Genomic DNA, 25,065 nt, shown 5'->3' with positions numbered 1-25,065 from the left:
TGTTTTCAGACGGCCTGACTATCCGTGTTTGGCCGTCTGAAACATTCAATCCCGTCCCCAACTACCGTTTTGATTGACTTCTGCGGCTGTTCATTCCCTCACCCAAGCCTTATAATCCACTGTTATCAACTATCCTTGCGGGATTCGTCATGACATCAAACAAACTTTCCACCGCCGCCAGCGGCCTGATTTGGTTCGGCGCGGCAGTTTCTCTGAGCGAAATCCTGACCGGCACATTTCTCGCGCCTTTGGGCTGGGAACGCGGCATGCAGGCAGTGATTCTCGGCCACATCATCGGCTGCGCCTTATTTTTCTGCGCGGCATTAATCGGTGCGCAAACCGGCAAAAGCGCAATGGAAACGGTGCAGCGTTCGTTCGGCATACGCGGTTCGGTATTGTTTTCCAGCGCCAACGTGTTGCAACTTATCGGCTGGACGGCAATTATGATTTACACCGGTGCACAAATCGCGGCAGCGTTGAGTGATTCCCTGTGGGGCTTCGGCTCGCAAACGGTTTGGGGCATTGTCATCGGCCTGATGATTGTCGGCTGGCTTTACCGGGGCGGCAGCGATGTGGGCTTATTGAAAAAAATCTCGCTGGGTTTGATGCTGTTGGTAACTGTGTGGCTGAGCGTGCGTGTGTTCGGCAACTCCGGCGGCATGCAACCGGTTGAAGGGCAAATATCGTTCGGCCTGGCAGTCGAACTTTCTGCGGTCATGCCTTTGTCTTGGCTGCCACTGGCTGCCGACTACACCCGCCGCGCGGCCAAACCGAAAGCCGCCACCATTGCTGCGGCTTTGGCTTATTTTGTGACCAGCACATGGATGTATTTACTGGGCTTGGGCGCTGTATTATTTTTGCAGGAATCGGATATTGCCAAGATTTTTCTGATGTCTGGTATCGGCATCGGCGGCGTGTTGGTGGTGATTTTATCCACCGTCACCACCACTTATTTGGACGCTTATTCCGCCGGCGTGAGCAGCAAAACCATTTTCGGCAAAGCCAATGAAATCCACGTCGGCGCGGTGGTGGCCGTTATCGGCGCCCTCTTGGCCGTTACCCTGCCCGTAACCCGGTTTGAAAACTTCTTGCTGATGATTGGTTCGGTGTTTGCTCCAATGGTGGCGATTTTGATTGCCGACTATTTTGTGTTGAAACACGACGCATCACAGCATGAATTCGATTTCGTCGGTTTAGGATTATGGCTGGCCGGTTTCCTGCTGTACCGCAATTTCTTAACCGGCGAAACACCACTGGGCATTACTTTTCCGGTGATGGCGGTAATTTTTGCAGTGACGATTATTGTGCGCAAATTGATTGATGTGCGCGTGGGCGTGACGGCGGAATAAAGCAATTACAAATGTTCCAAGGCCGTCTGAATGATTTGTTTTCAGACGGCCTGAAACTTTTGTCTCCCCAAAAAAATCCTCTAAATTCCCCTAAACCGAATTTAGAGGATTTTTTTTTGGGCAGCTTTTTCCAACAAACCGCCCAAACCATCATTACCATAAACGGCTTCGACCGCTTCCCGCTGCTCAAAATCAACCAAATCATCAATTGGCAACCCATCCATACCTATCTTGAGCAACAAAAAAAACGCTCCATCCGCGGCCGTCCGGCCTATTCTGCCCTCCATGTTCAAAGCCGTCCTGACCGGCCGATGGCACAGCCTCTCCGTCCCCGAACTCGAACATAGCCTGATTACCGTATCGTCCCCAACCTCTTCTGCGGCTTTGGCGAACCGGACATTCCCGATCACAGCACACTCTGCCGCTGCCGGTTGGCGCAAGACCAAACTTTGCCTTATCCGTCGGAACCGATTAACCGACAAAGGCTCAAAGTAGAAAAAGCCGCCGCCGTTATTGCCGCCGCCATCATCCAAACTGCCGGCGGCAAACAACGTCAGACTATTGAAACCGATGAGAAGGTATCACCGGCGAAACCTCCCCCGGCAAAGACAAAGACGCCCGTCGGATAAAAAAGACGGCAAATTCAAACCAGCTGTAAACAACACCCCCGTACCGGCCAAGAAGGCTATACCGGCCAACTGCATGTCAACCCTGCCAACAAACACGAGTGCCGCCACTTAGACGGCACAGCCGAATACACCGCCGTATATGCCGGCAAAGCTGCGGCAGCAAAGCCAATCGGGAATGCTTAAACAACAAAAAACTTTCGGACGGCATTATGGGTAAAGCCCGCCGTGGCCGCCCCTTAACAGACGAAGGCAAACAACGCAACCGATACTTATCAAATACCCGTTATGTGGCGGAACAGAGCTTCGGTACATTGCACCGCAAGTTCCGCTGCCATAGGGCAACATATTTCGGCTTACGGAAAGCGAATGCACAAAGTCATTGGAAAGCGGTGTTTGAATTTGCCCGAAGCGGCAAATAAACTCAGCCTCGTTGCGCCTGCTGCCGAAAAGGGAGCACCCGGGAAAGCGGGCGCTTGGGTGGCAGGATTCGGGGGAGTTTAGGGAAATCTGTGTGTTTGGAGGGGAAATAAAGGTTAATTGATAACTCAAGTAATCTTTATTGTTTGGGAAAGGGAGTTTTGCACAGGTCTCGGCCTATTTATTTTCACTTTCCCCCTCATCAAAGATAAAAAAGGCCGTCTGAAACATTTCTGTTTCAGACGGCCTTTCAGCCATCACGTTAATCAGTGTGGCAATTCTCCATTTTTCACTTTATGTTTAAAGTCGCGGGTTTCGCTGACAATCACTTTGGACAACAGCAACAAGGCAATCAAGTTTGGAATTGCCATCAAGCCGTTGAAGGTGTCGGCTGCCAACCAAACCAAATCCAAGCTCAATACGGTACCGAGCATTACGGTGGCAACATAAAACACGCGGTAGATATTGGCAAAGCCGTCGCCGAATACATAAGTCGCGCATTTCTCACCGTAGTAACACCAGCCCAAAATGGTTGAGTATGCGAAGAAAATCAAACCGATGGTCACGATCCAACCGCCCGCGCCCGGCAATAATTGCTGGAAGATTATCGTGGTCAAGGCAGCACCGCTCAACTCCGGTTTTACAAATTCACCGCCCGCCCCCATCAAGCCTATTACCAACACGATACCGGTAATCGAACACACCACGATGGTATCCAAAAAGGTACCGGTCATCGACACCAAAGCTTGGCGCACAGGGTGGTCGGTTTTGGCCGCAGCTGCCGCAATCGGCGCCGAACCCATACCGGCTTCATTAGAGAACACACCACGCGCCACACCGTAACGAATCACCATACCGAGCGCACCGCCGGCTGCTGCTTCACCGGTAAACGCGTCACGCAAAATCAGGCTGACTGCCGGTGCAACCATGTCCAAGTGCATCAGGATAATGAGTAAACCACCCAACACATACAATACCGCCATCATCGGTACAATCACCGAAGCCGCTTTGGCAATACCGCGGATGCCGCCCAGTACCACAATCGCGGTCAGCAAAGTCAATACCGCGCCGGTCAGGCCAGGCGTAATATTAAAGCTGGCGTGCACGGCTTGCGCCACTGAGTTTGACTGTACCGAACTACCGATACCGAACGATGCAAACGTACCGAACAGCGCAAAGGCATACGCCATCCATTTCCACTTGTTGCCCAAACCTTTTTCGATATAATACATCGGGCCGCCGGACATCTCGCCTTTTTTGTTTTGCACACGGTATTTCACTGCCAACACGCCTTCGCCGTATTTGGTAGCCATACCGAAAATGGCGGTAACCCACATCCAGAACACAGCACCCGGACCACCGACTATCACCGCAGTGGCTACACCGGCAATATTACCGGTACCGATGGTGGCCGATAAAGCCGTCATCAGCGCACCAAAATGGGAAATATCACCTTCATGGTCTTGGTCGTCTTTTTTAGGATGCGGGCAGAACGCTTGTTTTAATGCATAGCCCAGCATGCTGAATTGCAAGCCTTTTAGCATAACGGTCAACACTACACCGGTACCGACCAGCAACACCAGCATGATCGGACCCCACACCCATCCGCTGACCACGTCGAAGAATGATTTCAATGCCTCCATCAGCATTCTCCTCTGCCATTTTTGTTAAGATGGATTGATTTCAGCATAAAGAGTTAATTTTTGCAATGTTATGTACACAACTTATGTTGCAAATCAGGAATGTTTTGGTTTTTTATTTAGCTAAGCCTTTATTTTAAAATAAAAAATAAAATACTAAAATCATGATGATTTTTAGCAAATTTTCAGAATAATTTAGAAAATAATGTTGAAATAAGCAACAATTTATTAAAAATGCCGTCTGAAACCAGTTCCAGACGGCATTTCAATGTTAATTACTGCAAGGTAAAGCCTGCTTTAAAATCCAATTTCGGCACACCGACAATAAAGCGTTTACCGATGCTGTTTTCAAATTCATACGCGCCTTCAATGCTACCCCAAGGCGTACTGATTTGCGAACCGCTGTTGTATTCGTATTCTTCGCCCGGATACAAGACCGGTTGTTCTTCAACCAAACCCGGATGGCCGACCGATTCTGTTTCACCATGTCCGTCGGTAATTTCCCAGAAACGCTGACGCAAGGTTACCACCTCGTCGCTTCGGTTGCAGATGGTAATGACGTAATTAAAGGCATAACGGTCGCGATAAACATCGCTTTGCCCAGCCACATAACGTGACTGTACATTGATTTCAATTTGATTCATGTTGTTTACCCCGTATGGTAATATTTTTTTAGTGAATTTTATAAAAAGCCATCATCAGATAACCTGCATTTTGCCGGGATATGCTTCCGGTCAAAATGTCGGATTGTTTACACAATCCACGCCGCGATATTCAAAACAATCAACGCCATGAATGCCGCGATGATATCATCCAGCATGATGCCCAAACCGCCGTGTATGCGGGCATCAAACCATTTAATCGGCCACGGTTTAATGGCATCAAACAAGCGAAACACAACAAACGCCGCCAGCCACCAATGCCATTTAAACGGCACAAATGCCAAAACCAACAGCATGGCTACAATTTCGTCCCACACAATGCCGCCGTAATCCTGAATGCCTAATTCTTTTTCGGCATGATTACAAATCTGAATGCCCCATACAAACAGACCCGCGCAAACCAATGCTAACCACCAACCGGTAATACCGAGCAAAGCCAGCACAAACGCAATCGGTAAGGCCGGAAGTGTGCCGAAGGTTCCCGGCGCAACCGGCGCCAAACCGCAGCCGAAACCGAATGCCAGAAAGCACAGCGGCTTTTGTTTCAACCATGAAAACGTTGGTCTAAAATCAGCCAAAATGATCAAATCCTAAAGAAGTTAATGCAATTTCCATGCCGTCTGAAACAGAGTTTACCACTTTCAGACGGCATGCATCGGTAATTCTACCGATGCGCGTAATCGGTGTGTTGCTTTTTTGCGCAGCCTCCAACAATGCTTCGCGGCAATGTTGCGGCGCAGTAAACACCAATTCATAATCATCGCCACCGGCTAAGGTGTATTGCAGCCATTGTTCACGCGGCAATGCAGTTTTTAATGAGGGCAACGTCGGCACCTCATCCGCCCAAATTTCCGCACCGACATTTGAAGCTGTCAAAATATGGCCGATATCTTGGGCTAGGCCGTCTGAAACATCTTGCGCAGCATGCGCCACATTCAATATCGCCCGCCCCAACGCCACACGCGGCATGGGCCTTAATAGCTCAGCTTCACACCGCCGAAAAACTTCAAACGGCAAATCGCACCGTTTCAACAAATAATTCAAAGCTGAAGCAGCCAGACCAATTTTCCCGGAAACCCAAATATCGTCGCCGGCTTTTGCCGCATCACGACGCAACGCCTGTCCTTGCGGCAGCTCACCTGCAATCGTGACATTAAAAACCAAATCGCCGCGTGTCGTATCACCACCGATTAAGGTCACACCGAAGCGTTGCGCCAAATCAAAAAGGCTGTTGCAAAAACGACTCAACCAATCTTTATCCAATTCAGGCAGCCCTGCACTCAATAAAGCCCATTTTGGTTTCGCTCCCATCGCAGCCATATCCGAAATATTAACCGCCAGCACTTTCCATGCTAAATCCTCAGGCTCTACATCTTCAAAAAAATGCCTGTTTTTCAGCAACATATCCGAACTAAAACACAAGTCATACCCTGCTTGCGGGCGCACAATTGCTGCATCATCACCAATACCCAGCACAACTTGATGGTCTTGCTGCCGGTTTTGCAGGTATTTTCGAATAAAATCAAATTCCGTCATTCAGGCTTCCTAAAAAAGTAAACCACATTACAAAAAAGGAAACAACTCTAACCGTGTTTTAAAAAATTATTTTTATACAAATGATTGAATTGTCTAATCTATCTTTATTATTTTATCTCAAAACCAATTGTCTGCGCTGACATTGAATTAAGCCATTGCGTTTATAATTCAGACGGCCTGAAATCGACATAAACCCAATTTACCATCAATATTGAATATTGCCAGCAATAAAATACAAATAAAAACCCCGCCGAAGCGGGGTTTATTCAAAACCTAATTAAGGTTTGGTGTAGCCATGTACACGGCTGTGTGGAGAAGGGATCCAACCATCATCAACAGCAGGACGTTCACCTTGTACAGTACCAGGAGCAATTTGCTTAGTTACCACACTACGGATTTTCACATCAACGCGACGATCCGGTTCGATACATGCAATCAGAGCAGCACGACGTTTCGCTTTAGAAACTTTTTTACCCAAGTTAGCTACTTCGGCTTCACAAGTTGCAGTCATTTGAGTTTGAGATTCGCCCAAACCTACAGCAGAGATTTTGTTAGAAGCAACACCGCGGTTAACCAAGTAGTTAGCCACGACATTAGCACGACGCTCAGACAATGCTTGGTTGTATTGCTCAGAACCCATAAAGTCAGTGTGGCCTTCAACACGTACGGTTTGTACGTTGCTGTTGCTCAGGCGTTGGGCCAAAGCGTTCAGGTTTTCTTGAGCTTCAGGACGCAAGACGTCTTTATCAAAGCCGAACAAAGTCTTAGCAGACAATGAAACAGTTTCATCAGCGTATTCCGGCTCTTCAACTTTAGCAACGGCATCACCACATTCAACACGGCCTTGAGTGGCTTTGTCGAAGTAAGTGTTTTTCCAGCACTCGCCGTAGCTGTTGCGCACGACTTCTTGAGATTTGCTGCTTACGGTGTAACCGTGTTTGGTATGCGCTTCACTTGCCATTGCGGTGCCAGAAGCCACCAAGGCAACGAACAATGCGCTTAATTTCAGCTGTTTGGTCATTTTATTCCCTCATCAAAATTGTTATGCAACGGATACTGTAATGCGCCGCTGCAACTTTACCAATATACAGGCCGCAGCATATAAAATGGCGGCAAATCGGATATATCAGGTTGCACTATAAAGAAGCCGAGGGCAAACTGTCAATACTCGATGCCTCTTAACAATCATGAAACTGCCTGCTTCCTGATTGCCAATCATGCCGAAAAATCAATCTTGTGTCATTTATTTATGGATAAATCCCCGTAAGGTTTACGCTATCGTTGCGCAAAAGCAACAACCATTTCAAAGTATAACTGTTCCTTTTTAAGACTTTCTCATATCGAATTCAGATACTTCTTGAAAAAACAAAAACTTCCCAAAGAAACCCGATTCCCGCCGACAAATTAAATAAAATATGCTAAATTACGCCATATTGTCGCACAATGCCCACAACTCAAACACCATGAAATTACAACAGTTACGCTACGCGCTCGAAGTTTACCGCCATAATCTGAATGTTTCCGAAGCAGCCGACGCGCTGTTTACTTCCCAACCGGGAATTTCCAAACAAATCCGATTATTGGAAGAAGAACTGGGCATTCAGATTTTCATCCGCAGCGGCAAGCGTGTGGTCTCGGTTTCGCAGCCAGGTAAAGCAGTGTTGGAAATTTCCGAGCGTATTTTGCGGGATGTGCAAAACATCAAAAATATCGGCAGTGAGTTTACCGGCCATGACAGCGGCGCACTCACCATCGCCACCACTCACACACAGGCGCGCTATGCCCTGCCACATATTGTGGCTGACTTTGTGAAACATTATCCCAAGGTTAATCTTACTATCAAACAAGGCAGCCCTTCGGCGATTGCGCAAATGGTCAGCAACGGCGAAGCCGACATCGCCATCATTACCGAGAAGCTCGACGATCACCCTGAATTGCGCAAACTCAACTGCTACGACTGGAATCATGCGGTGGTGGTGCCGAAAAACCATCCTTTGCTCGATTGTAGAAATCCGCTCAGCATTGAAGATTTGGCCGGCTTCCCGTTGATTACTTATGAATTCGCCTTCCATTCCGGCAGCAGTATTGCACGCGCTTTTGCCAAAGCCAAGCTGGAGCAGCCGGAAGTCGCTTTGGCCGCAGCTGATACCGATGTACTGAAAACATATGTCAAACTGGGCTTGGGTGCGGGCTTGATGGCGAAAATGGCTTATGACCCGCAAGCCGATCAGGATTTAGAATTGATTGATGTTGCTCATTTGTTCGAGCCGTCGCCAACTTGGATTGCTATCCGTTCCGATACTTATTTGCGCGGCTATACTTATGACTTTATCGAAATGTTCGCACCGCATTTAAACCGCGAGACCATCGACCGCATCTTGTATGCACCGATTGTGGAAGACTTCTCTATTTAAAGCGTTTGTCTGCCCGGAGGCATAAAAAGGCCGTCTGAAACCAAAATGTTTCAGACGGCCTTTTTATGCCTCAACCTTACACGGCATGCGCACAACCGGATACCATTTTTTTCAAAGCCTGTGAATCAAGAATCTTAATGTGTTTGTGTTCCACTTCAATCAAGCCTTCGTGATGGAACTTCGACAGTGTGCGGCTGACTGTTTCCAGTTTCAAGCCCAAATAGCTGCCGATTTCTTCACGCGACATACGCAAAATGAAATCATTGGCGGCAAAACCACGCGAATACAAACGATTCGACAAATTCAACAAAAACGCGGCCAAACGCTCTTCGGCACGCATATTGCCTAACAACAACATTACGCCTTGATCGCGCACGATTTCGCGGCTCATCAAGCGGAAAAAGTGTGTTTGCAGGCTCGGAATGTTTTGACCTAACTCCTCCATGTGTGCAAACGGCAATTCACACACTTCACTATCTTCCAAGGCTACGGCATCACAGCTGTGGACATGCGAACAAATGCCGTCCATACCAATCAGCTCGCCCGACATAAAGAAGCCGGTCACCTGGTCACGCCCGTCTTGACTCGCCACTGTGGTTTTAAAGAAACCGGCGCGAATGGCAAACAAAGAAGTAAACGGCTCACCGGCACGGAACAGATATTCGCCTTTTTTCAGACGGCGGCTCTGACGGATCACGGCATCCAATTGGGAAAATTCGTTAGGCAACAAACCAACCGGCAAACAAAGTTCACGCAAAGAACACGTCGAACACAATGCTTTCAATTGATGTGTAGAATTGTGTGTGGCCATAAAATAAAAATACCTTTTTTATAAAACTTCTTGCCCTGACTAAGCTTATCTTGACTCATATCAAGACAGGTTTATCATAATGTGGCATTCTAGCAAACTAAATCGAATTTTACTAATTCGTTAAACAAAATATAGACACAACACGACCATCATGAAAATAATCTCAATAAAAAACAACGATATACCAGAGTTTGACCGCGACTTGATTGCCAAACTTCCGGCAAGTGGCCCACGCTATACTTCTTACCCTACTGCCGACCGCTTCCACGATGGCTTTCGCGAAGCCGAATACACCCATGCACTGCACTTACGCGGTTTGGGCGCGCTCAACAAGCCTTTATCGCTTTATATTCACATTCCGTTTTGCAATACCATCTGCTATTACTGCGGCTGCAACAAAATCATCACCAAGGATAAAACCCGTGCCGATGCTTATATTGAGTATCTCGAGCGTGAAATGGAGCTGCTCGCCCCTCATCTCAACGGCCGCCATCAATTAGCCCAACTTCACTTCGGCGGCGGCACCCCGACCTTCTTGAACGACGGCCAACTCGAACGCGTGTTTGAGATGATTCGCAAACATTTCCAACTCATACCCAACGGCGAATATTCCATCGAAATCGACCCGCGCAAAGTCAGCCGCGAAACAGTACACAAACTCGGCAAGCTCGGTTTCAACCGCATGAGCGTGGGCATTCAGGATTTCGATCCGAAGGTGCAAGAAGCGGTGAACCGCATTCAAAGCTTTGAAGAAACCAAAGAAGTGATTGATGCCGCCCGCGAAGCCGGCTTCAAATCTGTCAGCGTCGATTTGATTTACGGCTTGCCGCATCAATCGGTAGAGAGTATGAAAGCCACCATTGATACCGTGCTCAGCCTCGATCCCGACCGCTTGGCACTGTATCACTATGCCCACCTGCCGCATATTTTCAAACCACAGCGCCGCATCGACACCAATGCCGTACCGGGCAGTGAAGAAAAGCTCGACATGCTGCAATACTGCGTACAAACCCTGACCGGCCGCGGCTATGTGTTTATCGGCATGGATCACTTTGCCAAACCTGACGACGAGCTTTCTATCGCCCTGAAAGAAGGCTGGTTGCAACGCAATTTCCAAGGCTACTCAACCTATGCCGATTGCGATTTGGTGGCCATCGGGGTTTCCAGTATCGGCAAAATCGGCAGCACTTATGCCCAAAACGAGCGCGGCATCGAAGCCTATTACGCCGCCATCGATGAAGGCCGGTTGCCGATTATGCGCGGCTATCAGTTGAACCAAGACGACTTATTGCGCCGCAACATCATTCAAGATTTGATGTGCCGCTTTTCATTGGATTTCCAAATTTACGAAAGCGTGTTCGGCATTCCGTTTCACCAATATTTTGCTGATGAATTGGCCGACTTGCAGAATCTGGCCGAACTGGGCTTGCTACGCTTGAAGCCTCACGGGCTGACCGTTACCCCGAAAGGCCGTTTCCTGATCCGCAATATTGCCATGGTATTCGACTACCATTTGCGCCACAAAGAAACCACGGCGAAATATTCGCAAACCGTGTAAACCGTTCAGCCTCATCACAAGGCCATCTGAAACACATTCGGCTTTCAGACGGCCTTTTTCGTATCTCATTGACTTCGCATGAATAACCGCCTACCATGGCAGAAAAATGACATTTTTTCCTGCCATGCAACAGCCCGACTTTTTCACTATTCCCAGCCCGTGTACCGGCGTATGCGAAGCCAATGCCAAAGGCTATTGCAAAGGCTGTTTGCGCAGTCGTGAAGAACGGCTCTATTGGCAGCAGATGAGCGACGACCAAAAACACCAAGTCATGCGTTTGTTGAGTATGCGCAAAAACAAAATCCGCAACCGCAAACTCGACTTACTCGCCCCTGCCGATGCTTCTTCTGCCGAACAAATCGGTTTCGATTTTTAAGATAATCTACATACAACAAGGCCGTCTGAATATTCCGACGGCCTTAGTTTTTTTTATATAATCAACCCGACAAATCCTGCTACCAACGACATAATAAAATTCACCATCGGCCCGATCACCGACCACAACACGCCTGTCATCAACAGAATCAGAATAATCCATGTGCCGTAAGGCTCGAGCTTTCGGTATTGCATGGATTGCTTTGCCGGTAAGAAACTATCGACAAAGCGGCTACCGTCCAAAGGCGGCACCGGCAGCATATTCAGCACAAACAACACCGCATTAATCGAAATACCGTATTGCGCCATTTTTGACATCGGAAGCTGATACGATTCAGGCGCATACACAGCCGCCACCGCCACCAATCCCCAACCGAACGCCATCACCAGGTTCGACAACGGCCCGGCAATTGCCACCGTGCGCATACCCAAGCGCACATCACGGAAATTGCGCGGAATCACCGGCACCGGTTTCGCCCAGCCGAACATAAAACCGGTGGTAAAAAACAATACCGCCGGCACTACAACCGTGCCAATCGGATCGATGTGCGCTAACGGATTCAGCGTCAGCCTGCCCATTTGCTCGGCGGTATGGTCGCCCCAATACCGCGCCGCATAGCCGTGCGCCGCTTCGTGCACCGTAATCGCCAGCAACACCGGCAGCACCGCCAGTAAAAAAATGCCTAAATCAAAATTCTGAAACATGGTTTTTGCTCCGAGGAAAGCCGTTTTTGGGACACAACTTTTCCAATATCAAGGCCGTCTGAACCGCCAAATAGTCAAGAATATAACAGATTTTGCAGATATGGGCATAAAGTAGGGATTCAAGGCAGTGCAAAGGGTTTGAAAACACTTACGTTCTTAATACAAAATCTGCCGCCGCTTGCGCATGCAACGCCGCAGTATCGAAAAACGGTAACTCATGATCACCTTGGCGAATCAAAAGGCCGATTTCAGTGCAGCCTAAAATCACACCTTCCGCTCCCTGTTCAGCCAAATACTGCACAGTATCCAAATAAAAATCACGGCTTTCGGGCAGAATTTTCCCCAAACACAGTTCTTCAAAAATAATGCGGTGGACTTCCGCTTGTGCCTGCCCATCAGGAACCACCATCTCTACGCCACGCTGCTTGAGGCCGTCTCTGTAAAACGCATCCTGCATAGTAAATGCCGTTCCCAAAACGCCTGCCTTTTTAATGCCCTGTGCCTTAATCACTTCAGCAGTGGCATCGAGTATGTGTAAAAACGGTATTTTCACGGCTGCCTGAATTTCGGCCGCATTTTTGTGCATGGTATTGGTTGCCAACAAAATTCCTTGCGCACCAATGCTTTCGAGCTTAACCGCCGCTTCTGCCAGAATTCCGCCCGTTTCCTGCCATGCGCCGCTTTTCTGGAGCCGTACGATTTCTTCAAAATCGACACTCAGCATCACCATCGGCGCAGAATGATTGCCACCTGCTTTCTGATTCACCAAGCGATTGATTTCCTGATAGTAAATCACCGTACTTTCGGGCGACATACCGCCGATAATGCCTAAGGTTTTCATAAGTTCCCTTTCTCCTTAACGATTTTATGTATCAAGCCGTCTGAAAGATCCCTTTTCAGACGGCCTTTTCTCATCATATTTTACAACCCAAACAAACCCTTATCGCCCTTGCCTTCACGAAGCAATTCCGTGCCGTCGGTCATGTCAATCACGGTGGTCGGCTCGGTGCCGCACCAGCCGCCGTCAATCACCAAATCGACGCTGTGTTCCAAACGGTCGCGGATTTCGTAAGGGTCTGTCAACGGTTCGTCGTCTTCGGGCAGCATTAAGGTGCAGCTTAACAAAGGTTCGCCCAATTCTTGCAGCAAAGCCAAGGCGATTTTGTTGTCGGGTACACGCAGGCCGATGGTTTTTCGTTTCGGGTGCATGGTGCGGTTAGGTACTTCTTTGGTAGCTTCCAAAATAAAGGTGTAGCTACCCGGCGTGGCCGCTTTGAGTTGGCGGAACTGGCTGTTGTCCACTTTGGCATAAGTGCCTAATTCGCTCAAGTCGCCGCACATCAAGGTCAGGTGGTGTTTTTGGTCGATTTTGCGGATCTGCAGGATTTTTTCCATTGCGTTTTTGTCGCCCAATTGGCAACCCAGCGCGTAGCAGGAATCGGTGGGGTAAACAATCACGCCGCCATTGCGCACGATGTCGGCGGCTTGCTTAATCAGGCGGTCTTGCGGATTGTCGGGATGGATGGCGAAAAATTGTGCCATGTTTGTGTCCTTTGCGTTTAATGTTTTTGGTTCGGCGCATATTGTAAAACTTATTGATTGAAAAGACAAAAGGCCGTCTGAAAGTTTTTGGGTTCAGACCGCCTTTTGTCTACGCAAACAAGTAAACATCACTTTTTTAACACTATCGTGAAAATATTTTCTGAATTTCAATTTATCGGATTTATTGACTACTTCTGTAGATTTGATGTTTGCGCTTTATGGACGCAAAGCCGCCTGTTTTTTCTTTGTTTCACCAAAGAAAACGAAGTTTCCAAAGGAAGCAGAGTTTCTGCGAAGCTAAAACGAAGTTTCCGAAGGAAGCAGAGTTTCTGCGAAACTAAAACGAAGTTTCCGAAGCAAGCAGAGTTTCTGCGGAGCTAAAACGAAGTTTCCGAAGCAAGCAGCGTTTCTGCGGAGCTGAAACGAGGTTTCCGTCAGAAAGCAGAATTTCTGCGAAGCTGAAAGTAAACAAAAGAAAGGCGGCCGCAGTTGCAGGTTCATCCTTTGGGGCGGACTTCTCTTACTTCACAAGATTTTGGCAGCAGGCTCGAACTTGCCGCTTAGGGCGGCTCAAACAGCGAGCCTTTTCTCTGCCAAAATCATGCTGCGTTCGGCTGCGCCAGCGGATTCGTCAGTTTATTTACAAGTGACTGCCGGTTAAAAGTTAGGCAGTCTGAAACTCAGTTTCAGACGGCCTATCATCAAACTTATTTCAAACTGCCTTAAAACGTATCATCCGGCACACGCACCCGGCCTTCCATAATCACGCGGGCGCTGCGGCTCATCACGGCTTTGGTGGCAATCCATTGGCCTTCAACCAACTCGGCCGATGCACCTACACGCAAAGTACCGGACGGATGACCGAAGCGCACGGCATCACGTTTACCGCCGCCTGCTGCCAAATTCACCAAACTGCCTTCGACGGCGGCTGCGGTGGCGATGGCAACGGAAGCCGTGCCCATCATGGCGTGGTGCAGTTTGCCCATGCTCATGGCGCGCACCAGCAAATCAATGTCGCCTGCTTTGATGGCTTTGCCGCCGGATGCGGTGTAATCGGCCGGAGGCGCGACAAAAGCTACTTTCGGCGTATGCGCTCGGGTGGCAGCTTCGGCCACGTCTTGAATCAAGCCCATTTTGACGGCGCCGTATGCGCGGATGGTTTCCAGTTTTTCCAAAGCGGCCGGATCGTTGTTGATGTCGTCCTGCAATTCGGTGCCGGTGTAGCCCAAATCGGCGGCGTTCAGGAAAATGGTCGGAATGCCGGCATTAATCATGGTGGCTTTGAAGGTGCCGATATTCGGTACGTCTAAATCGTCCACTACATTGCCGGTCGGGAACATGCTGCCTTCGCCGTCGGCAGGGTCAAGAAATTCGATTTGTACTTCGGCGGCCGGAAAGGTCACGCCGTCGAGTTCGAAACCGCCGGTTTCCAATACCTCGCCGTTTTGCATCGGCACATGGGCAATGATGGTTTTGCCGATGTTTTGCTGCCAGATATTGACGGTACAAATGCCGTCCGAAGGGACTTTGGCCGGGTCAACCAGACCTTGCGAAATGGCGAATGCGCCCACGGCAGCGGTGAGGTTACCGCAGTTGCCGCTCCAATCGACAAACGGTTTGTCAATCGACACTTGGCCGAACAGATAATCGACATCGTGGCCGGCGCGTTCGGATTTATCCAAAATCACGGCCTTGCTGGTGGACGAGCTGGCATTGCCCAAACCGTCGATTTGTTTTCCGTAAGGGTCCGGGCTGCCTAACACGCGCAACAGGATTTTATCGCGCGCTTCGCCTGCCTGTTGCGCGGCTTCGGGTAAATCGGTGCGTTTGAAAAATACGCCTTTGGATGTGCCGCCGCGGTAGTAGATGGCCGGGATTTTTATTTGCGGCATTTTGATTCTCCTTTTTTTCTTGTTTGGGTTTCAGACGGCCTGTTTAGCAATGAGGCCGTCTGAAGTTTTTCAGAATATTTGTCGTCTGAACAATGCGGGTTTACACCCACCCTACTTGCCATTGTATAAGTTCAGACGGCCTTGCGGATACACAAGGCCGTCTGAAACGCTTATGCGGCGTTACCTTCCAAGAAGTCTTGTGCAAAGCGTTGCAGCACACCGCCGGCTTCGTAAATCAATACTTCTTCGGCAGTATCCAAGCGGCAGGTAACCGCCACTTCCTCTGTTTCGCCGTTTTGACGGTGAATCACCAAAGTCAAATCGCTGCGCGGTTCGCGTGTGCCGATGACATCATAAGTTTCCGTGCCGTCCAGCTTCAGCGTGTGGCGGTTGGTGCCTTCTTTGAATTGCAGCGGTAACACACCCATGCCGATCAGGTTGGTACGGTGGATACGCTCGAAGCCTTCGGCCACAATCGCCTCTACGCCCGCCAAGCGTACGCCTTTTGCCGCCCAGTCGCGGCTCGAACCTTGCCCGTAATCTGCGCCCGCCACGATAATCAGCGGCTGTTTGCGGTTCATATAGGTTTCAATCGCTTCCCACATGCGCATCACTTTGCCTTCGGGTTCAACCCTTGCCAGCGAACCTTGTCGGGTGGTGCCGTCTTCGTTTTTCACCATTTCATTGAATAACTTAGGATTGGCAAACGTGGCACGTTGGGCGGTCAGGTGATCGCCGCGGTGGGTGGCGTAAGAGTTAAAATCTTCTTCGGGCAGCCCCATTTTCGCAAGATATTCACCGGCGGCACTGGTCGGCAGAATGGCATTACTTGGCGAAAGATGATCGGTGGTAATGTTGTCGGGCAAAATCGCCAGCGGACGCATACCTTTTAATGTCCGCTCACCGGCCAATGCGCCTTCCCAATACGGCGGACGGCGGATATAGGTGGACATCGGCCGCCAGTCATACAGCGGCGACGGTGCTTTTTCTGCTTCGCCGGTGTCAAACATCGGGATATACACATCACGGAACTGCTGCGGTTTCACATATCGGGCAACGATTTCATCAATTTCTTCATCGCTCGGCCAAATGTCTTTCAAACGAATTTCTTTGCCGTCTGAAATGCCCAGCACATCGTTTTCAATGTCGAAACGAATCGAACCGGCAATCGCATACGCCACCACTAAAGGCGGCGATGCCAAAAACGCCTGTTTGGCATACGGATGGATACGGCCGTCAAAGTTGCGGTTGCCCGACAATACGGCCGTGGCATACAAATCACGGTCGATGATTTCCTGTTGGATGTTCGGATCGAGTGCGCCCGACATGCCGTTGCAGGTGGTACAGGCAAAGGCCACAATACCGAAACCGAGTTGTTCCATTTCCGACAACAAGCCCGCTTCTTTCAAATAGATTTCCGCCACTTTCGAGCCGGGAGCAAACGAGGTTTTCACCCATGGTTTACGGCTCAAGCCCAAACGGTTGGCATTGCGTGCCAGCAAGGCGGCGGCCACTACGTTGCGCGGGTTGGACGTGTTGGTACACGAGGTAATCGCCGCAATAATCACTGCACCGTCGGGCATTTTGCCGTCGGCCGGAATTTCATAAGGCTGTGCCAAACCTTTGGCCGCCAAATCAGCGGTAGCAAAACGGGCGTGCGGATTACTCGGCCCCGCCATATTGCGGGTAACAGACGATAAATCGAAGGTCAGAACACGGGGATAGCGGGCGGTTTTCAAATCATCGGCCCACAGACCTGCGGTTTTGGCGTAGGTTTCCACCAATTTGACTTGCGCATCATCACGGCCGGTCAGTTTCAAATAATCAATGGTTTGTTCGTCAATCGAAAATAAGGCGGCGGTTGCACCGAATTCAGGGGTCATGTTGGAAATCGTGGCTCGGTCGCCGATAGACAGGCTGCGTGCGCCTTCGCCGAAAAATTCGACAAATGCACCGACTACCCGTTCTTTACGCAGAAATTCGGTCAGCGCCAACACAATATCGGTGGCGGTAATACCCGCTTGGCGTTTGCCGGTCAATTCTACGCCGACAATATCGGGCAGGCGCATCATCGAAGCCCGCCCCAGCATCACGGTTTCCGCTTCCAAACCGCCCACGCCCACCGAAATCACGCCCAAAGCGTCCACATGCGGCGTATGGCTGTCGGTACCGACACAGGTATCGGGGAAAGCAATGCCGTTTTTCACCTGAACCACGGGCGACATTTTTTCCAGATTGATTTGGTGCATAATGCCGTTGCCTGCGGGAATCACGTCCACATTTTCAAAAGCGGTTTTCGTCCAGTTGATAAAGTGGAAACGGTCTTCGTTGCGGCGGTCTTCGATTTCACGGTTTTTGCGAAAAGCGTCGGGGTCGTAACCGCCGCATTCCACCGCCAATGAGTGATCGACAATCAGCTGGGTTTGCACCACCGGATTGACTTTGCTCGGATCGCCGCCTTTTTCGGCAATCGCATCACGCAGCCCTGCCAAATCGACCAATGCCGTCTGCCCCAAAATATCGTGGCACACCACACGTGCGGGATACCACGGAAAATCCAGTTCCTGTTTGTTTTCAATCAGCTGCTTCAGCCATGACTGCAAAGTTTCCAGCGGCACGTTTTCGGCACGGTTAATCAGGTTTTCCGCCAGAATACGGCTTGTATAAGGCAGCTTGTCATAAGAACCCGCCTGAATATCTTCGCAGGCTTGGCGGGCATCGAAATATTCCAGATTGGTATCGGGTAACGGTTTTTTATAGATTTGGCTAGACATGGTGATCTCCAGTGATTGATGTTTTTCTTCTGTTTGACTGCTTTGGGTTTCAGACAGCCTGTCCGGCTGTCAGGCCGTCTGAAAAATAGTTTTGACGATAGCAATCGCCGCTTTCAGGCGGCCTGATTTTTATGCGCCGCAATAAACATTCGCGGCAAAGCCAGCAACACATTGCCATCGTGCCGACACGGGTAATACCGGTTTAATTGATCGATATATTCCTGCATAAATTCGCACTTCTGCGCTTCGTCCAAACACACCAGATAAGGGCGCAGTGCGGTGCTGGCAAACATATCGGCGATAGCAGCGGTGTCGGGCAAAACGTGGTAATACACCGTACGCCACACATCGACTTCGCAACCTTGCGCCGCCAGCAAATCGTAATAGCGGTACACATCCCACACCGGCGGACGGATGTCGGCAGCTTGGTTCAAATGTTTCCACTTGGGTAAAGCAGCGGTGTCTTGCATCAGAAAATGCGACGGTTCGTTCAAATTATCGGGCATTTGCGCCGCCAACACACCGCCTTGGTCCAACTGGCGGACAAGGTACGGCAACAGCGTTTGCGGCGTATCCGACCATTGCAGCGACGCATTGGCGAATACAATATCTTGCGGCACCTCCGGCTTCCAATCGTGAAAATCCTGCAACACAAAACGGCAATCGGGCAATTTTTCCTGCGCGGCGGCAAGCATGGCGGGCGAACTGTCCACACCGGTAATTTCGGCTTGCGGCCAAGCTTGGCGCAATAAAGCGGTGCTGCTGCCCGAACCGCAACCCAAATCGGTTATCCGTTGCGCTTTGATGTGCGCAATCCGTGCCAACAATTCAGCCGGCGGGCGGTTGCGTTCTTTTTCAAAACGCTGATAGTGTTGCGGATTCCAATCTTTGCTCATACTCAATTGTACTTTTCTTTAACGTTGGTTTCAGACGGCCTGTTTGATTAACACTGACTTTTGGTATAAGCCGCACAAATCCACGCTAATCCGTATGCCCGATGTACGGTCGGTCAATTGCTGCGCCGTTCCCGCCGAGGCACTGCCCGAATAACGTGAATTCACTTTAATTTCTTAAAGAATCCAATAACTCACTCAGCCCGCTGAGCCCGATAAACAATAAAACCGTACCGAAAACTGCTTCCATCGCTCGACGTACCGCCGCCTTCGACAAAAAATTCCTTGCCCGGTGCGCCGCCAAGGCATAACACAGCATTACTACGGCTACGGCCGCTAAAAACCAAAACGACAATACCGCCAACTGCATACTTTCCGACCAAGCCGAATCCCGGTTAACAAAACGCGGCAGGTAGGCAATGAGAAAAATAATGGTTTTGGGATTGATGATGGTAATAATAAACCCGGACTGCCAGGTACTTTTTTGCAAAGGTGTTTCCAATTCTAACTTTAGGCTGCGTATTTGACGGAATGAACCGACTGCCAGATAGATCAGATACAGCGAAGAAAAAATATTCATTACCGCCAATACCGAAGGTGAAGAAGCAATCAAACTGCCCACACCCAGACACACAGCAGCCAACAATAGCGCATCCGCCGACAAAATTCCGCCCGTAACCGCCGCCCCTTTGGGCCATCCGCCATTTACCGATCCTTGCACCACCAACATCATCGCCGGACCGGGCAGAGCGGCAACCAACACACTGGAAAGGAAAAAATAAACAATATTTCCGGTATCCACAAATCAGCCCCTATCTTTAAATTCGATAAAAGGCATTTTAAATCCCGATTTGACGGTTTGCAGAATATTCAGCCCGAATTTTCCAACACAAACAGAATTGGTTATACAAGCATTTTTATCAGATAGCGCTGCTTGTAATGCTGCCTCGGTATTTGAATTTGCCGTTTGTTTGGACTTAAAGCAAAATTTATCTTCTATTCTGTTTAACAGGCTCAATGTAGCTTCATGAAAATACAAACATTCAAACTCCGAATCTGATACGTTTTTTGCCGCAAGTACCAAAGCAGGAATTTTAAATATAAAACTGTTAACCGCCTCCAAATCTTCGTCCATGATAATCGGATTGATCTTCGGATACGCCGCAGGTATAACGACCTTGTCAACTTCATGCCGTTTCAAGCAATGCACGGCCTCTTCAAAAGTACTGTAAAGATTGATAGCGGAGCCTGGAAATTGACCAACTACAGCTACATAACTGCAAGTAGACGGGAATTCCGTGTTGCCTAAAGTGCCAATAATCATGATATATACTCCTTCCAAATATTACGGAATATAAATAAATCCGACCACAGCTCAAACAATGGAAAGAATGGCACTAATTAATTATTAATAAATAATTTATGGGGAATGCTACTTTATTAATTACCACTCTGATTTTCAGACGGCCTGTACATCTTTTAGGCCGTCTGAAAATCGACAGGCCGATAAACTGATTCCGCATCAAGGCACGAAAAGAGTTTATCGGCTTTTGATTAACGCTCGCTCAGCGGTACGAACGGGGTATCATCAGGGCCGGTGTAGTTGGCGCTAGGACGGATAATTTTGCCGTCTTGGCGCTGTTCCAAAACGTGGGCCGCCCAGCCGGTGGTGCGGGAAATCACGAACAGCGGCGTAAACATGGCGGTCGGTACGCCCAGTTTTTGGTAGGAAACGGCAGAGAACCAGTCCAGATTCGGGAACATTTTTTTCTCGTTCCACATCAGGGTTTCCAAACGCTCGGCAATGTCAAACAGGCGCATATCGCCTTTTTCTTCGCTCAATCGGCGTGCCACTTCTTTAATCACCACATTTCTCGGGTCGGAAATGGTGTACACCGGATGGCCGAAACCAATCACGATTTCTTTGCGGCCGATACGTTCCCGAATATCGGCTTCGGCTTCGTCGGCGTTGCGGTAGCGTTTTTGAATGTCGTATGCCACTTCGTTGGCACCGCCGTGTTTCGGGCCTTTCAGTGCGCCGATGGCGCCGGTGATGGCGGAATAGATGTCCGATCCGGTACCGGCAATCACACGGGAAGTAAAGGTGGAAGCGTTGAATTCATGTTCGGCATACAGAATCAGGGAAACGTGCATGGCTCTGATTTGCGATTCGGTCGGGCGTTTGCCGTGCAACAGGTGCAGGAAATGGCCGCCGATGCTTTCTTCTTTGCTTTCCACTTCGATACGTTTGCCGTTGTGCGAAAACTGATACCAATAAAGCAGCATACTGCCCAAGCAGGCAATCAGTTTGTCGGCAATGTCTCGGGCTTCGCTCAAAGGCTGGCTTTCACGTTCAGGATGAACGCAACCGAGCATGGATACGCCGGTACGCATTACGTCCATCGGGTGGGTATGTGCCGGCAGGCTTTCCAATACCTGAATTACCCGAATCGGCAGACCACGCAGCGATTTCAGTTTCTGTTTGTAGGCCGCCAGTTCAAACGTATTCGGCAGATGGCCGTGAATCAGCAGGTGGGCGACTTCTTCAAATTCGCAGTGTTCGGCCAAATCCAAGATGTCGTAGCCTCGGTAGCTCAAATCGTTACCGGAACGGCCTACGGTACACAATGCGGTATTGCCCGCCGCCACGCCTGAAAGGGCTACGGATTTTTTCGGTTTGAAAGTCGGGGTTTCGGTTGTCATGATGTTTCTCCTATTAATTTCTTTTTTAATATGATTATTTTTCAGACGGCCTTTCACTGAGACAGGCCGTCTGAAAATCCAACAACTTCTATTTCTACGGCTTTATTTATTTTGAAACAATTGGTCTAATTTCTGTTCGAAATCGTGATAGCCCAAGTGTTCATACAATTCCGCACGGGTCTGCATGGTATCAACCACATTGGCTTGCGTGCCGTCGCGCATAATCGCTTCATATACATTCAATGCCGCTTTGCTGGCAGCACGGAAGGTTGAAAGCGGATACAGCACCAATTGCACGCCGTTTTCAGCCAACTCCTGCTGGGTATAAAGCGGAGTTGAACCGAATTCGGTGATGTTGGCCAATACCGGAACTTTCACCGCATCGACGAATTGTCTGTACATGCCCAATTCAGTCATCGCCTCCGGGAAAATCATGTCGGCTCCGGCTTCCACGCAGGCTTGCGCACGCTCGATTGCTGCATCCAAGCCTTCCACCGCCAACGCATCGGTACGCGCCATGATGACGAAGTTTTCATCCACACGCGCATCTACAGCGGCTTTAATGCGGTCAACCATCTCTTCTTTAGACACGATGGCCTTATTCGGACGGTGGCCGCAACGTTTTTGTGCCACTTGGTCTTCAATGTGTACCGCAGCCACACCGGCGCGCTCGAAATTGCGGATGGTGCGCGCGATGTTGAATGCGCCGCCCCAACCTACATCAATATCCACCAGCAGCGGCGTATCCACATTGTCGGTAATGCGGCGGGCATCGATTAACACGTCTTCCATGGTGGTAATGCCCAAATCGGGAATGCCGCACGAACACGCCGCCACGCCGCCGCCGGACAGATAAATCGCTTTGAAGCCGCTGCGGGTCGCCAAACGGGCAAAATAAGCATTGACGCAGCCCACCACTGCCAACGGATTAGATTCTTGAACGGCTTGACGAAAACGCAGGCCAGCTGAAGCTTGGGTCATCTTTTTTTCTCCTCTTATCAATCACATCGCCAAATCAAACTTTGATTGGCGTCACTAAAATCATTTTCAATAAACACTTAACGTTTGAGCTTAAACCAGCCGTGGTACGCGCGCCCCACTGCTTATTGAAAATTATTCGAGCTTTTTGGATTTAAAATAAAACAGAAAGATATAGCGAAAGAATAAACCGGCTTAACACGTGACGACTTTAACGGGCAACAAACCGAAAGCGACAGCGGATAAAGAGAAGATTTCGTTGAAATGAAGAGACAGCGGCAAAATTGCGCGGAAAGTCATGGCGGGTTCCTTTGTATGATGTAGTTTCATGTAGTTTTTTTATTTGATTTAAATCTAAGCCATAATTTTTTGTATGTCAAACATTTTTTCAATCCACTTGATGACTTTTATTGATTAAAAATAAACAACTTAATTAGAAATAGCCTGATTACAAACCTAAAACACACATAATAAATTGTATTTTATTGTCTAAATCCATTTAAGTTGCATATAATCGAAAGCAACAATTTTTTTTAAAGACCTAAAAAATAATCAGCTTTTTTGTCGATTCATTTTAAAGCGGCACTGCTTTCAATCAAATGCGTTGACAAATACTTGAAATGAGCAACTATTTTTAGACGGACTATTTGACGGATTTTATCCTAAACCGCACTTCTACTTGAATTATTTTCATACAAAACCAATTATTCAGTTGTTTATAACAATAAAAACAGGCCGTCTGAAACATATTGTTTTCAGACGGCCTGTTTAAAGCATTCTCCAGCAGCGCGAATCAACCGCCAAGATACCAGAATTTCAACGCCCACAATACAGCCACAATCCACACCATCGGCGGCACTTCTTTCGTACGGCCGCACAGCAATTTGATTACCACATAGCTGATAAAGCCTGCTGCGATACCGTCGGCAATCGAGTAAGTAAACGGCATGAACACGATGGTTAAAAAAGCAGGAGCAGCTTCGGTAACATCACCCCAATCAATTTCAGTGGCACTGCGCAACATTTGTGTGCCAACGTATAACAAAGCCGGTGCGGTAGCAAATGCCGGTACGCTTTGCGCCAACGGCGAGAACACCAAACATGCCAGCATCAGCAAGCCGACGACTACAGCGGTCAAACCCGTGCGGCCACCCGCGGCCACGCCCGCCGCGCTTTCTACATAAGGTGTGGTTGACGATGTCCCCAAGGCGGCGCCGGCCACAATCGCAGTCGAGTCAGCCAGCAAAACGCGTTTCAGGCGCGGCAGTTTGCCATCTACCAACAAATTTGCGCGGTGTGCCACGCCGACCAAAGTGCCGGTACTGTCGAACAAGTCCACCAAGAAAAACACAAAAATCACGCTGATCATGCTGACGGTGAACAAACCTTCAAAATCCATCTGCATGAAAGTCGGCGCAATGCTCGGCACGCTGCCGACCACGCCTTTGAACTCGCTCAAACCCATCAGGCTGGACAACACGGTAATGCCCAAAATGGTGATGATAATCGCGCCTTTAATGCGGAAATGGCTCAACACGCACACTGCCGCAAAGCCACCCAAAGCCAGCAATACCGACGGCTGGTGAATATCACCCATGCCGACCAGCGTGGCCGGATTATCGACAATCACACCCGCACCTTTTAAGGCAATCAAGGCCAAAAACAGGCCGATACCGGACGCAATCGACATTTTCAAACCCATCGGCAATGCGTTCACCAGCATTTCGCGCACTTTAAACAGACTGAATAAAATGAAAATCAAGCCCGATATAAACACCGCGCCCAAAGCTACCTGCCAAGGCACACCCATGCCCTTTACCACTGCAAAGGTGAAATAGGCATTCAAGCCCATACCCGGGGCGAGCGCAATCGGATAATTGCCGACAAAGCCCATCACAAAGCAGCCGACGGCCGCAGCAATACAGGTAGCGGCGAACACCGCGCCGACATCCATGCCCGCCTCACCCAAAATCAAGGGATTGACGATGATGATGTAACACATGGTCAGGAAGGTGGTCAAACCTGCCATCACTTCCGTGCGTACGTTGGTGCCGTTTTCGCGCAATTTAAAAATGCGCTCGAACATACTGTTGTCTGAAGTATTCATGTTTATCTTTAAAAGTTAAGGAAAAATTTGGGCGGTATTATACTGAAATTCCTACTCCTTCGGGCAATTAAATCAATTCA

The 25,065-nt window shown here is 49.2% G+C and carries 22 protein-coding genes and 1 pseudogene; 5 read left to right on the top strand and 18 right to left on the bottom strand.

What is annotated here, in order from left to right; all coding sequences use genetic code 11:
- Window positions 1-149: 149 nt before the first annotated feature.
- Together cytX and H4O27_RS02910 are read left to right on the top strand one after the other, a co-directional pair.
- Window positions 150-1,349, top strand: a complete 1,200-nt coding sequence (cytX, locus tag H4O27_RS02915) for a putative hydroxymethylpyrimidine transporter CytX (RefSeq protein ID WP_165008398.1) — start codon at window positions 150-152, stop codon at window positions 1,347-1,349.
- A 116-nt stretch (window positions 1,350-1,465) separates the two neighbouring features.
- Window positions 1,466-2,479 (top strand): annotated as a pseudogene (locus H4O27_RS02910) (transposase).
- Window positions 2,480-2,661: 182 nt separating this feature from the next.
- Here H4O27_RS02910 and H4O27_RS02905 read toward each other — a convergent pair.
- From H4O27_RS02905 to H4O27_RS02885, 5 genes are all read right to left on the bottom strand, one after another.
- Window positions 2,662-4,038 carry an alanine/glycine:cation symporter family protein gene (locus H4O27_RS02905; RefSeq protein WP_193004323.1) on the bottom strand — a complete coding sequence of 459 codons (1,377 nt, stop codon included), beginning with the start codon at window positions 4,036-4,038 and terminating at the stop codon, window positions 2,662-2,664.
- Between the two features lie 272 nt (window positions 4,039-4,310).
- Window positions 4,311-4,679, bottom strand: coding sequence for a Co2+/Mg2+ efflux facilitator ApaG/CorD (gene apaG / locus H4O27_RS02900; protein ID WP_096295717.1), 369 nt, complete (start codon window positions 4,677-4,679; stop codon window positions 4,311-4,313).
- Between the two features lie 107 nt (window positions 4,680-4,786).
- Window positions 4,787-5,275, bottom strand: coding sequence for a phosphatidylglycerophosphatase A family protein (locus H4O27_RS02895; protein WP_165008401.1), 489 nt, complete (start codon window positions 5,273-5,275; stop codon window positions 4,787-4,789).
- Window positions 5,268-6,233, bottom strand: coding sequence for a thiamine-phosphate kinase (gene thiL / locus H4O27_RS02890; RefSeq protein WP_165008403.1), 966 nt, complete (start codon window positions 6,231-6,233; stop codon window positions 5,268-5,270). Before thiL ends, H4O27_RS02895 begins: the two co-directional genes overlap by 8 nt.
- 277 nt (window positions 6,234-6,510) lie before the next feature.
- On the bottom strand, window positions 6,511-7,254 hold the full coding sequence (locus H4O27_RS02885; protein WP_165008405.1) for an OmpA family protein: 744 nt from the start codon (window positions 7,252-7,254) through the stop codon (window positions 6,511-6,513).
- Between the two features lie 442 nt (window positions 7,255-7,696).
- Here H4O27_RS02885 and H4O27_RS02880 point away from each other — a divergent pair, with 442 nt between their 5' ends.
- Window positions 7,697-8,647, top strand: a complete 951-nt coding sequence (locus tag H4O27_RS02880) for a CysB family HTH-type transcriptional regulator (protein ID WP_165008407.1) — start codon at window positions 7,697-7,699, stop codon at window positions 8,645-8,647.
- A 76-nt stretch (window positions 8,648-8,723) separates the two neighbouring features.
- On the opposite strand, the gene fnr is transcribed toward H4O27_RS02880, so the two are convergent.
- Window positions 8,724-9,458 (bottom strand): fumarate/nitrate reduction transcriptional regulator Fnr, encoded by a 735-nt coding sequence (fnr, locus tag H4O27_RS02875; RefSeq protein WP_165008409.1) that lies wholly within the window; start codon window positions 9,456-9,458, stop codon window positions 8,724-8,726.
- Window positions 9,459-9,609: 151 nt separating this feature from the next.
- Here fnr and hemN point away from each other — a divergent pair, with 151 nt between their 5' ends.
- Both hemN and H4O27_RS02865 read left to right on the top strand, forming a co-directional pair.
- The gene (gene hemN / locus H4O27_RS02870; protein ID WP_165008411.1) at window positions 9,610-11,016 is read left to right on the top strand and encodes an oxygen-independent coproporphyrinogen III oxidase; all 1,407 of its coding nucleotides are present in this window, start codon (window positions 9,610-9,612) and stop codon (window positions 11,014-11,016) included.
- Between the two features lie 124 nt (window positions 11,017-11,140).
- The gene (locus tag H4O27_RS02865) at window positions 11,141-11,392 is read left to right on the top strand and encodes a DUF1289 domain-containing protein (protein ID WP_165008536.1); all 252 of its coding nucleotides are present in this window, start codon (window positions 11,141-11,143) and stop codon (window positions 11,390-11,392) included.
- 53 nt (window positions 11,393-11,445) lie between these two features.
- Here the strand turns inward: H4O27_RS02865 and H4O27_RS02860 are convergent, their stop codons facing one another.
- The 12 genes from H4O27_RS02860 to H4O27_RS02810 form a co-directional block, all read right to left on the bottom strand.
- Complete coding sequence (locus H4O27_RS02860) at window positions 11,446-12,096, bottom strand: site-2 protease family protein (protein ID WP_165008413.1); 651 nt, start codon at window positions 12,094-12,096, stop codon at window positions 11,446-11,448.
- A gap of 148 nt (window positions 12,097-12,244) precedes the next feature.
- Complete coding sequence (locus H4O27_RS02855) at window positions 12,245-12,937, bottom strand: aspartate/glutamate racemase family protein (RefSeq protein WP_165008415.1); 693 nt, start codon at window positions 12,935-12,937, stop codon at window positions 12,245-12,247.
- A gap of 80 nt (window positions 12,938-13,017) precedes the next feature.
- Window positions 13,018-13,638, bottom strand: a complete 621-nt coding sequence (locus H4O27_RS02850; RefSeq protein ID WP_165008417.1) for an L-threonylcarbamoyladenylate synthase — start codon at window positions 13,636-13,638, stop codon at window positions 13,018-13,020.
- A 722-nt stretch (window positions 13,639-14,360) separates the two neighbouring features.
- The gene (gene prpF, locus H4O27_RS02845) at window positions 14,361-15,530 is read right to left on the bottom strand and encodes a 2-methylaconitate cis-trans isomerase PrpF (protein WP_165008419.1); all 1,170 of its coding nucleotides are present in this window, start codon (window positions 15,528-15,530) and stop codon (window positions 14,361-14,363) included.
- 170 nt (window positions 15,531-15,700) lie between these two features.
- The gene (gene acnD, locus H4O27_RS02840) at window positions 15,701-18,304 is read right to left on the bottom strand and encodes a Fe/S-dependent 2-methylisocitrate dehydratase AcnD (protein WP_165008421.1); all 2,604 of its coding nucleotides are present in this window, start codon (window positions 18,302-18,304) and stop codon (window positions 15,701-15,703) included.
- Between the two features lie 113 nt (window positions 18,305-18,417).
- The gene (gene tam / locus H4O27_RS02835; protein WP_165008423.1) at window positions 18,418-19,200 is read right to left on the bottom strand and encodes a trans-aconitate 2-methyltransferase; all 783 of its coding nucleotides are present in this window, start codon (window positions 19,198-19,200) and stop codon (window positions 18,418-18,420) included.
- Between the two features lie 30 nt (window positions 19,201-19,230).
- A complete protein-coding gene (locus H4O27_RS13295; protein WP_255525188.1) occupies window positions 19,231-19,365 on the bottom strand; it encodes a hypothetical protein in 135 nt (44 codons plus the stop codon).
- A gap of 1 nt (window position 19,366) precedes the next feature.
- On the bottom strand, window positions 19,367-19,999 hold the full coding sequence (locus H4O27_RS02830) for a LysE family translocator (protein ID WP_165008425.1): 633 nt from the start codon (window positions 19,997-19,999) through the stop codon (window positions 19,367-19,369).
- A 3-nt stretch (window positions 20,000-20,002) separates the two neighbouring features.
- Window positions 20,003-20,521, bottom strand: a complete 519-nt coding sequence (locus H4O27_RS02825; protein WP_165008427.1) for a hypothetical protein — start codon at window positions 20,519-20,521, stop codon at window positions 20,003-20,005.
- Window positions 20,522-20,751: 230 nt separating this feature from the next.
- Window positions 20,752-21,900 (bottom strand): bifunctional 2-methylcitrate synthase/citrate synthase, encoded by a 1,149-nt coding sequence (gene prpC / locus H4O27_RS02820; protein WP_165008429.1) that lies wholly within the window; start codon window positions 21,898-21,900, stop codon window positions 20,752-20,754.
- 102 nt (window positions 21,901-22,002) lie between these two features.
- On the bottom strand, window positions 22,003-22,881 hold the full coding sequence (gene prpB, locus H4O27_RS02815; RefSeq protein ID WP_165008431.1) for a methylisocitrate lyase: 879 nt from the start codon (window positions 22,879-22,881) through the stop codon (window positions 22,003-22,005).
- A 790-nt stretch (window positions 22,882-23,671) separates the two neighbouring features.
- On the bottom strand, window positions 23,672-24,985 hold the full coding sequence (locus tag H4O27_RS02810; protein WP_165008433.1) for an NCS2 family permease: 1,314 nt from the start codon (window positions 24,983-24,985) through the stop codon (window positions 23,672-23,674).
- Between the last annotated feature and the right edge of the window lie 80 nt (window positions 24,986-25,065).

It is taken from the genome of Neisseria yangbaofengii (assembly GCF_014898075.1).
In the GTDB taxonomy this organism is placed as follows: domain Bacteria; phylum Pseudomonadota; class Gammaproteobacteria; order Burkholderiales; family Neisseriaceae; genus Neisseria; species Neisseria yangbaofengii.
The sequence above is the reverse complement of the archived record's forward strand: the minus strand, read 5'-3'. Positions and strand labels throughout refer to the sequence as shown.

Bases quoted from the DNA above. Each gene is read 5' to 3' on its own strand.
- hemN (WP_165008411.1), top strand. From the start codon at position 9,610: ATGAAAATAATCTCAATAAAAAACAACGATATACCAGAGTTTGACCGC.
- H4O27_RS02810 (WP_165008433.1), bottom strand. From the start codon at position 24,985: ATGAATACTTCAGACAACAGTATGTTCGAGCGCATTTTTAAATTGCGC.
- prpF (WP_165008419.1), bottom strand. From the start codon at position 15,530: ATGCCGCAAATAAAAATCCCGGCCATCTACTACCGCGGCGGCACATCC.
- H4O27_RS02850 (WP_165008417.1), bottom strand. From the start codon at position 13,638: ATGGCACAATTTTTCGCCATCCATCCCGACAATCCGCAAGACCGCCTG.
- prpB (WP_165008431.1), bottom strand. From the start codon at position 22,881: ATGACCCAAGCTTCAGCTGGCCTGCGTTTTCGTCAAGCCGTTCAAGAA.
- H4O27_RS02885 (WP_165008405.1), bottom strand. From the start codon at position 7,254: ATGACCAAACAGCTGAAATTAAGCGCATTGTTCGTTGCCTTGGTGGCT.
- H4O27_RS02880 (WP_165008407.1), top strand. From the start codon at position 7,697: ATGAAATTACAACAGTTACGCTACGCGCTCGAAGTTTACCGCCATAAT.
- tam (WP_165008423.1), bottom strand. From the start codon at position 19,200: ATGAGCAAAGATTGGAATCCGCAACACTATCAGCGTTTTGAAAAAGAA.
- apaG (WP_096295717.1), bottom strand. From the start codon at position 4,679: ATGAATCAAATTGAAATCAATGTACAGTCACGTTATGTGGCTGGGCAA.
- cytX (WP_165008398.1), top strand. From the start codon at position 150: ATGACATCAAACAAACTTTCCACCGCCGCCAGCGGCCTGATTTGGTTC.
- acnD (WP_165008421.1), bottom strand. From the start codon at position 18,304: ATGTCTAGCCAAATCTATAAAAAACCGTTACCCGATACCAATCTGGAA.
- prpC (WP_165008429.1), bottom strand. From the start codon at position 21,900: ATGACAACCGAAACCCCGACTTTCAAACCGAAAAAATCCGTAGCCCTT.
- thiL (WP_165008403.1), bottom strand. From the start codon at position 6,233: ATGACGGAATTTGATTTTATTCGAAAATACCTGCAAAACCGGCAGCAA.
- H4O27_RS02865 (WP_165008536.1), top strand. From the start codon at position 11,141: ATGCAACAGCCCGACTTTTTCACTATTCCCAGCCCGTGTACCGGCGTA.
- H4O27_RS02860 (WP_165008413.1), bottom strand. From the start codon at position 12,096: ATGTTTCAGAATTTTGATTTAGGCATTTTTTTACTGGCGGTGCTGCCG.
- H4O27_RS02905 (WP_193004323.1), bottom strand. From the start codon at position 4,038: ATGGAGGCATTGAAATCATTCTTCGACGTGGTCAGCGGATGGGTGTGG.
- H4O27_RS02825 (WP_165008427.1), bottom strand. From the start codon at position 20,521: ATGATTATTGGCACTTTAGGCAACACGGAATTCCCGTCTACTTGCAGT.
- H4O27_RS02855 (WP_165008415.1), bottom strand. From the start codon at position 12,937: ATGAAAACCTTAGGCATTATCGGCGGTATGTCGCCCGAAAGTACGGTG.
- fnr (WP_165008409.1), bottom strand. From the start codon at position 9,458: ATGGCCACACACAATTCTACACATCAATTGAAAGCATTGTGTTCGACG.